The following is a 13,031-nucleotide window of genomic DNA, read 5'->3' as shown; positions in this document are numbered from 1 at the left end:
GATATGAATAAGGACAAAATTACTGCTGAAATGTTTTGTATTAGTGAAACTGCAATTTTGGTTCAATTTGGTAACGAAATAGATAGAAGTATACAAATAAAAGTAAAAGCTTTTGCAGATTATATTGATGAAAAGCCTTTTGAAGGGATGATTGAATCTATATCAGCGTTTACCAGTGTTACAGTAATTTATGACCCAGTAAAAGTTAGAAAGGCCTATGGAAGAAGTAATCAATTTGCTTATGAAATAGTACAAAGTGAAATTAATAAAATTTTAAATAATATAGTTACTGAATCAAATGGAAAATCAAGAATTGTAGAAGTTCCAGTTTGCTATGGTGGGAAATTTGGTCCAGATTTAGAGTATGTGGCAGCATACAATAAAATTTCAATGGAGGAAGTTGTTAAAATACATTCAGAAGGTGAATATTTAGTATACATGATAGGCTTTGCACCGGGTTTTCCATACTTAGGTGGTATGCCAGAAAAAATATCTGCGCCAAGAAGAAAATCACCACGTACAGAGATACCAAAGGGTTCCGTTGGTATTGCTGGTATGCAAACTGGTGTTTATCCAATAAGCACGCCAGGAGGATGGCAGCTTATTGGAAGAACACCTTTAGAGTTATTTAGACCTAAGCATAGGATTCCAAGTCTTCTTAAAGCAGGAGATATAGTTAAATTTATTCCAATTTCCAATGAAGAATACGAAGCGTATAAGGAGGAAGAAATTTGAGTATTACAGTTTTAAAATCTGGGCTGCTTACAAGTATTCAGGATCTAGGGAGAAATCAGTATCAAAAGTATGGGATTATAGTTAGCGGTGCTATGGATACATTTTCACTTAGACTATCCAATATTTTAGTTGGAAATGATGAAGGCGAGGCTGCAATTGAAATTACATTACTTGGCCCTTCTTTAATTATTGATAAAGGGATGCTCATTTCAATAACAGGTGCAAATTTATCACCAACCATTGACGGTATGCAAGTTCCAATGAATAGACCTATCTATTTACATAAAAAAAGTGTTTTAAAATTTGGCAGTTGTAAATTCGGATGTCGTTCATATTTGGCTGTAGCAGGTGGGTATAAAATTGAAGAAGTTATGAAAAGTAAAAGTACATACATACGTGCTGGAATTGGAGGATTTAAAGGAAGGTCACTAAAGAAAGATGATGTTATTGACACCAATCCTCATAGCAGCCTATCAAAAAAAATTATAAATTCATTGTGTAAAAAGGATGTAGATAGTTTATTTACCTATCCTAATTGGTATATAGAAAGAGAAAAATATAATTCAGATGATTTTGTCCGTGTTATCCATGAAAGGCAGTTTAATGAATTTAATTCGGAAAGTCAAAATAACTTTTTTAATAGTAAATTTAGTATAAGCACACAATCAGATAGAATGGGGTATAGATTAACTGGTGAGGAACTAAAATTAAAAGATCATTTAGAAATGATTTCAGAACCGGTTTCCCTTGGAACAATTCAAGTACCGCCAGATGGAAACCCAATTGTCTTGCTTGCAGATAGACAAACTACAGGTGGATATCCTAAAATTGCAAAGATTGTAGATGTGGATATATGTAAGGTAGTTCAAAAAAAGCCAGGAGAATTTTTGAGATTTAAGGAAGTTTCTTTGAAGGAAGCAGAAGAACTATATATTGAAAGAGAAAGGTACATTAATAATCTTAAGACCTCAATTAATTTAAAATTATAGGAAGGTGAATTTAATGTTGAAGCTAGAGGATATAAAAGAAATTATTAAAATGGTAGATGAGTCTTCCCTAAAAAGTTTCAAGCTCGAACAAGATGGGGCTAAAATTGTTATTTCAAAAGAAGAAAATAATGTATACAGGAAAAAGATAAATACTGATTTAAAGGAAGAGAACGAAGAGTCAGTAGCTTCAAAAACTGATGAGGCTAATTTAAAGGACACAGATAATGAAAATTATGAAATAAAATCTCCTATGGTAGGAAATTTTTATTTATCAGGAAAGCCACAGGAAGAACCATTTGTTAAAGTTGGCCAAAAAGTAAATGAGAATACAGTAGTTTGCGTTATTGAAACTATGAAGATATATAATGAAATTGAAGCTGGAGTTCAAGGAGAAATTTTAGAATTATTGGCTTCGGATGGTGAATTTGTAGAATATGGACAACCATTATTTAAGGTTAAAAAAAATTAACTTTATAAATGAAGGCTATGTTTTAAAAGAATGTTGATATGAGATTATGCCATTAACGGACTCTAAGAATTGCTCGTTTATAATTTACTACCCATTTAGATGCATCGTCCTGATGCCTAAATGGCTTTGACCGTCCTAGTCAAAATTACGTAAATTATAAACGAGCAATCCTAAGAGTCCATAAAAGCCAACACATCATAGAAACATTCTTTTAAAAATAGCTAAACTTACTAAAGGAAGCTATGTTTTAAATAAGTGTGAAAATCAACACTTATTTAAAACATAGCCTATAAATGAAAGGAGCGAGCCTATTGAAAAAAATACTTATTGCAAATAGAGGAGAAATTGCAGTTAGAATTATAAGAGCCTGCAAAGAAATGGGAATATCTACGGTTGCTGTTTACTCAAAAGCAGACAAAGAAGCAATGCATGTTAAAATGGCGGAGGAAGCTTATTGTATAGGTGCAGCACCATCAAAGGAAAGTTATTTAAATATTTCTAGTATAATAAGTACTGCCAAGCATGCAAAAGTAGACGCTGTGCACCCGGGATATGGCTTCCTTTCTGAAAATGCTGATTTTGCTAAAATATGTGAGGAAAATGGATTAATTTATATAGGACCAAGTTTTGAGGCCATAAGAAAAATGGGTGATAAGGCTGAGGCAAAAGAAACTATGAAAAATGCAGGAGTTCCAACAGTGCCAGGAACAGATGGAATTATTGAAGATGAAGAAAAAGCCGCTGAAATTGCAAATAAGATTGGTTATCCAGTTATAGTAAAAGCTTCTGCTGGCGGTGGAGGAAAGGGCATGAGAGTGGCTAGAAATGAAGATGAATTAAGAGATTCAATTCGTAAAGCTCAAAAAGAAGCAGAAGTTTCTTTTGGAAATCCTGAGGTATATTTAGAAAAGTACTTAGAAAATACTAGACATATTGAAATTCAAATAATGGGGGATAAATGGGGAAATGAAGTATATTTGGGGGAAAGAGATTGTTCTATTCAAAGACGTCATCAGAAACTTTTAGAAGAGTCACCATCCCCAGCATTAAGTAAGGAGCTTCGCGAAAGAATGGGAAAAGCGGCAGTATTGGCAGCAAAAGCCGTTGGTTACAGTAGTGCTGGAACTATTGAGTTTCTTTTAGATAAAACTGGTGAATTTTATTTTATGGAGATGAATACGAGAATACAAGTAGAACATCCAGTTACAGAATTAGTAACAGGTATTGATCTTATTAAGGAGCAGATAAATGTGGCATTTGGAAATAAGATTTCCTTTACCCAGGAAGATATAAAGATAAATGGATGTGCTATGGAATGTCGTATTAATGCTGAAAATCCATGTAATAATTTTATGCCTTGTCCGGGAAAGATAAAAAAATATTTTTCACCAGGAGGGTTTGGCATAAGAGTAGATAGTGCCGCTTATTCTGGATATAAAATTACCCCATTTTATGATTCTATGATTGCTAAAGTTATTACCTGGGGAAGAGATAGAAAAGAGGCAATTGAAAGAATGAAAAGAGCTCTTGCTGAGTTTGAAATAGAAGGCATAGATACAACTATTCCATTCCATAAAAATTTATTGCAAAATGAAGTATTTGTGAGTGGAAAATTTAATACTAATTTTTTAGTGGAAAATAAAATTATATAAGACACATTTTGGTTGATTTTTTCTATGTAAAGAGATAGTATTTATATAAGGCATCTTAAAAAAAATAATAAGCCAAATTGAGATATAGTTTTGTGTGATATAAGAAACTGTAACTCTTTAATACTGGTTGTCTTAGCGTGTTGTAGTGACGAAGTATTACGCAAAAATAGCCGAAGGTTGGACTTGTTATTTTCTTTAAGATGCCTAAAACATAATTGTGAGGATACTACATATGCAAGATAAAAATAAAACGGTTGTGAAGTCTATGGATATTTTGAAGCTTTTTAGAGAAAATTCAAAGCTTAATTTAAATGAAATAGTCGAATTGTCAGGAATACCTAAAACTTCTGTTTATCGCATGCTTGGTTCGCTTGAAGAAATGGAGTTTTTAAAAAAAGATGATAATGGTAAGTATGAACTTGGGTTTATATTTATGGAATTTGGGCAGTTAGTAAAGGAAAGAATGGACATAAGAAAAGTTGCACTGCCCACAATGTATTTTTTGAGGGATGAAATTGGAGAAGCTGTAAATCTTATTATAAAAGAAGGAAATCAAGCAATATATATTGAAAAATTAGACACCCTTAAGCCAATTAGGGTTTACACTAGAATAGGACGTAGGGCACCATTGTATGGAGGAGCATGTCCAAGAATAATTTTAGCAAACTTACCAGAGCATGTACGTGAACAATATATTAATGATATAGATTTGGTACCAATTGGATTTGGAACTATAACTGATAAAGAATGCCTGCGTAAAACATTAGAACAGGATAGGAAAAATGGATATTCTGTAAGTCATTCTGAGCTTCAAGATTATTCTTCTGCTGTTGCAGCGCCAATCTTTGATTCTTCAAATAATATTGCTGCAAGTATTAGCCTTGTAGGACCAAGTGTGAGATTTCAAGAGGAACACTTGGCAAAATTAATTGATGCAGTTAAAATGGGAGCAAAGGAAATATCGTTAAAATTAGGTTGGAAACCTTAGTATAGATAAGCAATTTGAAAAATTAAAATTGCTTATACCAAGTTCATCCTGTAAATTACAATTTGAAAAGCAGAGTACAAAGTACAAAGTACAGAGTACAAAGAAGGATGGTTTGCCTTTCGCGTTGCTTAGGTAAATCTTAAACTTAAATGTCCTCAGCTTCGCTGAGCGCCATGTATGGCGCAATTGCGCAGCAATAAAAAAATAAGCTTTCAGATTTTTCGTAGTGTTAACGGAGAAAAATCATCCTTCATTGTACTTTGTACTTTGGCTTCTCCTCGATAAATTGTAATTTGTCAGGATAAACTTGGTATTTGCAATTTTCAAGGTGGTTTATCTTTATAAGCATGTAAAAAAGAATATATATGTTTTTTACAAGCTAACATACATAAATTTATAATTGGAGATGATACAAATGATGCTTATAAAAAATGGAGAAGTACTTACAATGGCAGGCAAAAGTTATAAAAAAGGCTGCGTACTTCTCAACGATGGTAAAATAGTAGAGGTTGCTGAAAATATTAAAGAAACTTTAGACATGGAAGTGATCGATGCAGAAGGCTGCATAGTTATGCCTGGTATCATAGAGGCACACTGCCATATTGGAGTTCATGAATTGGACAAGGGCTTCGAGGGAAATGACACAAATGAGAGAACTGATCCGACTACTCCGCAGCTTAGGGCAATTGATGCAATAAATCCAATGGATACATCTTTTAGGGAGGCTGTAGAAGCTGGAATTACAGGGGTAATGACTGGACCAGGAAGTGCAAATGTAGTTGGTGGACAATTTGTATTCATGAAAACTAGTGGAAAATGCATTGATGATATGATTGTTAAAGAGCCAGCCGCAATGAAAATTGCATTTGGTGAGAATCCAAAAAGAGTATACAATTCGAAAGGTAAAATGCCATCAACAAGAATGGCAACGGCTGCACTTTTAAGAGAAATATTATGGAAAGCAAAGGTTTATAAAGCTAAAAAGGAAAAGGCGTTAGAAGCTGGGGAATTGTTTGAAGATGATTTTAAATTAGAAGCACTTCTTCCTATACTTGAAAGGAAGATACCTTTAAAAGCACATGCACATAGAGCGGATGATATTTTAACAGCTATAAGGATAGCAAAGGAATTTGATGTAAAAATGACACTTGATCATTGTACAGAGGGACAATTTATAGTTGAGGATATAAAAAAATCTGGTTTTCCGGCAATTGTTGGGCCAAGTCTTACAGGAAGATCAAAAATAGAACTTAAAAATAAGACTTTTGAAACTGTAGGTATACTTGCAAAAGCAGGAATTAAAGTAGCAATAGCTACAGATCATCCCGTAGTTCCAATACAGTATTTACCACTAAGTGCGGGCCTTGCAGCAAAAGCAGGTCTTGGAGTTGAAGAAGCTTATAAGGCAATAACTATAAATTCTGCAGAGATTTGCGGTGTAGCTGACAGGGTTGGAAGTTTAGAAGTAGGTAAAGATGCAGATATAGCAATTTTTACAGGAAATCCAATGAAAGTATTTACAGAAACAAAGTACACAATCATAAATGGACAAGTAGTATATAGAGCATAACATATAGGAGCATGTGAAAAATGTAGGTATTCTTTTTTATGAGCCGCTCATAAGGCTTTATGTGCGGTATAATAAAACCTATAGAATACATTTTTTCACATCCTCATATATAGATAAAATTAATATTATAATTGGAGATGATACGTATGTTACTTATAAAAAATGGAAGAGTACTTACAATGACAGGAACAAATTATGAAAAAGGGTCTATTATTGTTGATAATGGAAAGATAGTTGAAATTGGTGAAAATATTAAAGAAACTTCTGATATGGAAGTAATAGATGCTGAAGGCTGCGTTGTTATGCCTGGTATTATAGAAGCACATTGTCATATAGGTATTAGTGAAGAGGATAAAGGCTTTGAAGGCGAAGATTGCAACGAAATGACTGACCCAGTTACACCACAGCTTAGAGCAATTGATGCAATAAATCCAATGGATACAGCTTTTTATGATGCTGTAAAAGCTGGAATTACAGGGGTAATGACGGGACCAGGAAGTGCAAATGTAGTTGGTGGACAATTTGTATTTATGAAAACTAGTGGAAAATGCATTGATGATATGATTGTTAAGGAGCCAGCCGCAATGAAAATTGCCTTTGGTGAAAATCCAAAAAGAGTATACAATTCAAAAGGAAAGACACCATCAACAAGAATGGCTACAGCTGCACTTCTAAGGGAGGCTTTAACTAAAGCAAAATTTTATAAAGCTAAAAAGGAAAAGGCAATTAAAGACGGCGAATTGTTTGAAGAAGATTTTAAACTAGAGGCACTTCTTCCTGTAATAGAAAGAAAAATACCACTCAAAGCACATGCACACAGAGCAGATGATATATTAACAGCAATAAGAATTGCAAAGGAATTTGATGTAAAAATGACACTTGATCATTGTAGCGAAGGGCAGTTCATAGTTGAAGAAATTAAAGAGGCTGGTTTTCCTGCACTTATTGGTCCAACCCTTACATCAAGATCAAAAATAGAAGTGCAAAACAAAACTTTTAAGACACCAGGAATTCTTGCCAAAGCAGGTATTGAAGTGGCTGTAATAACGGATCACCCTGTAGTGCCAATTGAATATCTTCCTATATGTGCTGGCTTTGCAGCAAAAGCAGGTCTTGGAATTGAAGAAGCATATAAAGCTATAACAATAAATTCAGCAGAAATTTGCGGTGTAGCTGATAGAGTTGGAAGCTTAGAAGTAGGTAAAGATGCAGATATAGCCATTTTTACAGGAAATCCAATGGAAGTATTTACAGAAACTAAGTATACAATAATAAATGGGGAAATAGTATACAATGCGAAGTAACAATGCTTCGTCGCATTAAAAAAATTATATAAATCTAAGTCAAAAAAATCGTAAAATACTAAGAAATTTCAATAACTCGCTGAAAAAATGCTCAGACAATTGAAATATCTAAGTATTTTACGATTTTTTTAACTGTTCCTTCAGTATTGTTGCTTCCATGTAACGGTAATTTAAGTAAAAAATCCCTCCGTGCCTACGGAATTTTTGGCGTGAAGCTTTATAGGAACAAGGATTTTTACAATAGGTTAATATGAAAGGGGGTCAATAACGAATATTAAAGAAATACAAAAGAAAAGTAGAGAGGATTGTCTTGAGATTACTAATAAAATTTGCCTCCAATTTTTTGACTCCTACTTAAATGGGCATGGGAAATTTAAGACAGCAAAAACATATTAAAAAAGCAAAACGTAGATAGGCAAATTGAAATTATAAATACTAAATCTTATAAATTACAATTTGTCGAGGAGAAACAAGAGTAAAGAGTAGAGTGAAGGATGATTTGCCTTTCGTTTCTCTTAGGTAAATCTTAAACTTAAATGGTGTCAGCTTCGCTGAACGCCATGTATGGCGCCATTGCGCAGCAATAAAAAAATAAGTTCTCAGATTTTTCGTAGCGATAGCGGAGAAAAATCAACCATCACTTTACTCTCTACTATGATTCAAATTGTAATTTGTTAGGATAAACTTGGTATTTTCAATTTCAATGTTCCAGTTGTATATCTATGTATATTGTGTAAGGTTGACTTGACATAAATATAAAGTAATGTTAAATTAATTATGTAAGGTAAACATTACAGAGGTGATATTGAGTGAAAAATAAAATAAAGCAAATTCGAGAATATTTAGGATTAACTCAAGAACAATTGGGCGAACTTGTGGGGGTATCAAGGCAGGCAATTAATGCTATTGAAACAGAAAAATTTGAACCTTCTATATGGCTAGCTTACGATATTGCTAAAGTGTTTCACAGAACTATAGAGGAAATTTTTCTATTTGAAGAAAGTGAAAGAAAATCAAGAGCAGAACAAAGTAGAGGTGTAAAATAAATGGCCTTAAGGGAAATAAGATTGTTTGGTGATGAAATATTAAGGAAAAAGAGCAGGAACGTTGAAGTTGTAGATGATAAAATAAGACAAATATTAGATGATATGGCTGATACTATGTATAATGCAGGTAATGGCGCAGGATTGGCTGCCCCACAAGTAGGTATATTAAAACGATTAGTTGTAATAGATATGGGACAGGGACTTATAAAATTAGTAAATCCACAGATAATTAAAAAGGAAGGAAAGCAGGAAGTTATAGAAGGTTGCTTAAGTATTCCTAATAAGTGGGGGAAGTTAATAAGACCTGCAAAAGTAACGGTTAAAGCGTTGAACGAGAATGGAGAGGAAATTATACTTACAGGTACAGGCGATTTAGCAAAATGTTTCTGTCATGAGATAGACCATTTAGAAGGAATTCTTTTTACAGATTTAGTTACTGAATAATTAAATATTATGAACTAAATCAATTCACGATGCACAATTCACAATGAAGGATGATTTTGGGCTATGTTTTAATATAGTGTTGAAATATAGCCTTATAAAAATTATAGGTGTGGTTGTCCACCTATAATTCTCAATATAAGAAGATGAAGAGTTAATTAAACTATATATTATGCTTGTTTTTGTTATATTCTGAAGATATTATTCCATAGTAACAAACATTCCTATAGCCTGTTTCACATCTATTAAAATTTCTTAAAACACCTTCCAATAAAAAACCGCTTTTTTCTAATACCTTACATGAAGCAACATTGATTTGTAGTGCAAGTGCTTCTATTCTTTCAATCCCTAAAGATTCAAAACCATACTTAATTAAACATTTTGTAATTTCTGTTGCATATCCTTTATTCCAATATTTGGGCAATAAATTATAACCAACCACACATCTATTAGCAGTAGAACTATATCCTATTATTCCAGCCTCACCAATAAATTCTTTCGTATCCTTTTTATATAGAGCCATAAAAACGTATTTTCCATTAATTCTATCATTAATTAAACTTTTAAGTATTGGATTTGCTTGTTCTTTTTCTTTTAAAGGTATAAAAGTTGAATAATTCCAAACTTCATTGCATGACTTCAATCTAAAAAAGTCATCTAAATTTTCAAATTCATAATCTTCTAATAACAACCGTTCTGTTTCTAAAATCATATACACACCTTCTAATATTAATAATCTGATACGCATTTATTTACCATTGTTCATTAGATTATAGTTTTTAATAACACCTATTATAACATAATTTTCAAAATGTCATACCCAATGTTTTCTTACAAGATTTGCAGATATATCTTCGCTTACCATTATTGTGCATTGTGAATTGATTAAGTTAGTTCGCAATAATTTTAGTGTGATAACTTCTGTATTGACAAGCCAATTAAAAGGTACTATTATTATCTCATATGGAAACTAAATAAACAATAATAGTTTCTTTGGTGCGAAAGAGGTGTTATTTTTGAAAAAAGGTAAAATATTGAGAAATGAAATGTTTCCAGTTCTGATGTTGAGTTTGGTACTAGGTATTCGGCAAATGGCAATGACTATGGTCGCTCCTTTTATATCAACCTATAGTAAAACACTTAATTTATATACGCCAGTGCTTGCGGGTATAGCCCTTGGAATATTTGGACTTACTCAAGCAATTTTTCAGTTTCCGTTTGGCATTTTAAGTGATAAATATGGGAATAAAATTATGATGATAATTGGGCTTTTTCAGGTTATAATTGGTTTGATTATAGCATTTTTTGCAAAAAATATTTATGTGTTGATTTTTGCAAGAGGGCTTCAAGGTAGTGGAGCTATTATAGGTGTAGGCTATTCCTGGGCTTCGGAAGTTGTAAAAAAGGAACAAAGGACAAAAGCTTTGAGCATTCTTGGAACTTTTGTGTCTGCGGCAGCGGCATTGGCATTTGCCCTTGGACCATTGCTTCGTGAATTTATGCCAGTTAATATGATGTTTTTAGTTTGTGCAATATTACTTTTAATTAATGGAATTTATATAATTTTCTTTTTAAAAGATAGCACAATAAATGAAAGAAATAATAATAACCTTAAACTATCCAAAAGTTTGGAGGTATTGTTTAGAAACAAAGCTTTTGTTATAAATAATATTTCAGCATTTATTAATAATTTTATGATGATGTCAGTGTTTTATTTGGTTCCAATATATCTTAACAAGGTAACTGGAGAAAGGGGTATCTGGAAAGTCTTTTTACCAGCAATACTTGTTGCAGTTTTAGTAATGAAAATTTCAGTTGGATTTGTGGAAAAAGGTTATAATAGAAGAGTGCTTATGATTTGCTTTTCTACAGCATCAGTAAGTATATGTTTTTATTTAATTAAACAATCTTATACTTTCCTATTAATTGGAACTATTTTGTATTTGAGCGCATATGTAACACTTGCAACTGTTCTCGCAACTAATGTTAACAATTCTGTAGAAAATAGCTATAGGGGAACTGCAAATGGGATTTTTAATTCTTTTCAATATATAGGAAACTTTGTTGGACCAGTAGTTTGTGGAATTGTTTGGGTATATTCAGAAAAACTCACATGGCTTATTATTATATGTGTTGGAGTATTAGGCTTGTTTGGCATGGCTATGAGCGGGAGGGATTAAATTATGAAGGAAAAAATATTAGATATAGCGGTAGAAAAGATAAATTTATACGGATTAAAAAAATTTACGGTAGATGAGATTGCAGCTGAACTTAAGATTAGCAAAAAAACTATTTATAAATATTTTAAAAGTAAGGATGAGATAATTTTAGAATATTTTAATGCATTTATTTCATCAGACAAGGAAAGCATTGAACAAACTTTAGAGGGTGAAGGTGAATTTCTAGAAAAACTTCATGATATTGTTTATTCCAAACATAAATATAAATTACCTATTAAATTATTAAATGAGGCAAAACTATTTTATCCTAAAGAATGGGAAAAAGTAAATGAATTGAAAGAATTTAAGCTAAAGATAATGAAAGAGATTTTGGAGAAAGCCTCCTTGGAAGGAAAAATTAATCCTAATATTAACTTTGCTGTGTTATGTAAAATGCTTGAGGAAATGAAGAATACCTTTGTTGATTATGAATTTTTAACCGAAAATAAGCTTAAATCCTCTGAGGCTATTGAAGAAGCTTTTAAAATTATATTGTATGGAATATTAAAATAGATAGCTATAAAATTGAGCAAGAAATGTCAGACATTTATGGTTAAAATTCAGTATACTTATATTATAGATATATGAGTGAGGGTGATATAATGAGTTTAGTACCAATGGTTATAGAGCAAACAAATAGAGGAGAGCGTTCCTATGATATTTATTCAAGACTATTAAAAGATAGAATAATAGTTTTAAGCGGAGAAGTAAATGATGAAGCAGCAAGTTTGATTGTTGCCCAAATGTTATTTTTAGAGGCAGATGACCCAGAGAAGGATATAAATTTTTATATAAATAGTCCAGGAGGTTCCATAACAGCAGGTCTTGCAATATATGATACTATGAATTATATAAAATGTGATGTATCTACAATATGTGCTGGACTTGCTGCTAGTATGGCTTCTTTTTTACTTACATCTGGAACTAAAGGAAAGCGATTTGCACTTCCAAACAGTGAAATTTTAATACATCAACCACTAGTAAGTGGAGGAATGCAAGGGCAGGCTACTGATATAAAAATACACACGGAATGGCTTTTAAAAATCAAGGATAAAATGAATAGAATATATAGTGAAAAAACTGGTCAACCACTTGAGAAAATTAAAAATGATGTAGAAAGAGATTACTTTATGGATGCTGATGAAGCTAAGGAATATGGGCTTATAGATGAAGTACTAATACAGAGTAGGAAGTAAGGAGGTAATAAAATTGGATTATAGTGCTGAAGTTCAAAAGGCAATCGATTTAATTGAGGATAATTTATATGATGATATAAAGCTTAGTGATATAGCTAAAAAAAGTCATTTGTCAGAATTTTATTTTCATAGGCTTTTTCAAAAGGTAACTGGAGAAACTGTAATGGGTTATGTTAGAAAAAGGAGACTTGCTAAGGCAGCCTATGATTTAAAAAATACTGAATTTAGCGTTTTAGATATAGCTGTAAAATATCAATTTAGCTGTGGAGAATCTTTTGCAAGAGCTTTTAAAAAAATGTATGGGATTACACCATATGAATATAGAAAGTCCAATAAAACTATAAATTTGTACAAAAAGATAAACGTATTTAGTAAAAATAATATTTCCATGAATATGGCAGCTTAATATAAGGTAAGGGAGA

14 protein-coding genes are annotated in these 13,031 nt (G+C 32.1%); 13 read left to right on the top strand and 1 reads right to left on the bottom strand.

What is annotated here, in order from left to right:
• The first annotated feature begins 3 nt into the window (after positions 1–3).
• The 9 genes from pxpB to def all read left to right on the top strand — a co-directional run bounded on the left by pxpB (position 4) and on the right by def (position 9,197).
• Positions 4–735: a 5-oxoprolinase subunit PxpB gene (gene pxpB, locus CUEA01_RS16110; RefSeq protein ID WP_234122705.1), complete on the top strand. Its 732-nt coding sequence runs from the start codon at positions 4–6 to the stop codon at positions 733–735.
• Entirely contained in the window at positions 732–1,724 is a 993-nt protein-coding gene (locus CUEA01_RS16105; protein WP_234122704.1) for a 5-oxoprolinase subunit C family protein, read from the top strand. Before pxpB ends, CUEA01_RS16105 begins: the two co-directional genes overlap by 4 nt.
• Positions 1,725–1,737: 13 nt before the next feature.
• Entirely contained in the window at positions 1,738–2,193 is a 456-nt protein-coding gene (gene accB / locus CUEA01_RS16100) for an acetyl-CoA carboxylase biotin carboxyl carrier protein (protein WP_234122703.1), read from the top strand.
• Positions 2,194–2,486: 293 nt separating this feature from the next.
• A complete protein-coding gene (gene accC, locus CUEA01_RS16095) occupies positions 2,487–3,845 on the top strand; it encodes an acetyl-CoA carboxylase biotin carboxylase subunit (RefSeq protein ID WP_234122702.1) in 1,359 nt (452 codons plus the stop codon).
• A 232-nt stretch (positions 3,846–4,077) separates the two neighbouring features.
• A complete protein-coding gene (locus tag CUEA01_RS16090; protein WP_234122701.1) occupies positions 4,078–4,833 on the top strand; it encodes an IclR family transcriptional regulator in 756 nt (251 codons plus the stop codon).
• 415 nt (positions 4,834–5,248) lie between these two features.
• Positions 5,249–6,403, top strand: coding sequence for an amidohydrolase (locus tag CUEA01_RS16085; RefSeq protein ID WP_234122700.1), 1,155 nt, complete (start codon positions 5,249–5,251; stop codon positions 6,401–6,403).
• 146 nt (positions 6,404–6,549) lie between these two features.
• Complete coding sequence (locus CUEA01_RS16080) at positions 6,550–7,707, top strand: amidohydrolase (protein WP_234122699.1); 1,158 nt, start codon at positions 6,550–6,552, stop codon at positions 7,705–7,707.
• 809 nt (positions 7,708–8,516) lie between these two features.
• Complete coding sequence (locus tag CUEA01_RS16075; protein ID WP_234122698.1) at positions 8,517–8,753, top strand: helix-turn-helix transcriptional regulator; 237 nt, start codon at positions 8,517–8,519, stop codon at positions 8,751–8,753.
• On the top strand, positions 8,754–9,197 hold the full coding sequence (gene def, locus CUEA01_RS16070; protein WP_234122697.1) for a peptide deformylase: 444 nt from the start codon (positions 8,754–8,756) through the stop codon (positions 9,195–9,197). It begins immediately after the preceding gene.
• Between the two features lie 160 nt (positions 9,198–9,357).
• Here def and CUEA01_RS16065 read toward each other — a convergent pair whose 3' ends face one another.
• A complete protein-coding gene (locus CUEA01_RS16065; RefSeq protein ID WP_234122696.1) occupies positions 9,358–9,906 on the bottom strand; it encodes a GNAT family N-acetyltransferase in 549 nt (182 codons plus the stop codon).
• Positions 9,907–10,210: 304 nt separating this feature from the next.
• On the opposite strand from CUEA01_RS16065, the gene CUEA01_RS16060 reads away from it, so the two are divergent.
• The 4 genes from CUEA01_RS16060 (at position 10,211) to CUEA01_RS16045 (ending at position 13,015) form a co-directional block, all read left to right on the top strand.
• Positions 10,211–11,374: an MFS transporter gene (locus CUEA01_RS16060; RefSeq protein WP_329603998.1), complete on the top strand. Its 1,164-nt coding sequence runs from the start codon at positions 10,211–10,213 to the stop codon at positions 11,372–11,374.
• 3 nt (positions 11,375–11,377) lie between these two features.
• A complete protein-coding gene (locus CUEA01_RS16055) occupies positions 11,378–11,926 on the top strand; it encodes a TetR/AcrR family transcriptional regulator (protein WP_234122695.1) in 549 nt (182 codons plus the stop codon).
• Between the two features lie 89 nt (positions 11,927–12,015).
• Positions 12,016–12,609 carry an ATP-dependent Clp endopeptidase proteolytic subunit ClpP gene (gene clpP, locus CUEA01_RS16050; RefSeq protein WP_234122694.1) on the top strand — a complete coding sequence of 198 codons (594 nt, stop codon included), beginning with the start codon at positions 12,016–12,018 and terminating at the stop codon, positions 12,607–12,609.
• A gap of 13 nt (positions 12,610–12,622) precedes the next feature.
• Positions 12,623–13,015: a helix-turn-helix transcriptional regulator gene (locus CUEA01_RS16045; RefSeq protein ID WP_234122693.1), complete on the top strand. Its 393-nt coding sequence runs from the start codon at positions 12,623–12,625 to the stop codon at positions 13,013–13,015.
• Positions 13,016–13,031 lie beyond the last annotated feature (16 nt).

This window comes from Clostridium hydrogenum (assembly GCF_021432385.1).
In the GTDB taxonomy this organism is placed as follows: domain Bacteria; phylum Bacillota; class Clostridia; order Clostridiales; family Clostridiaceae; genus Clostridium_S; species Clostridium_S hydrogenum.
This window is presented reverse-complemented; position numbering and strand designations above follow the sequence as displayed.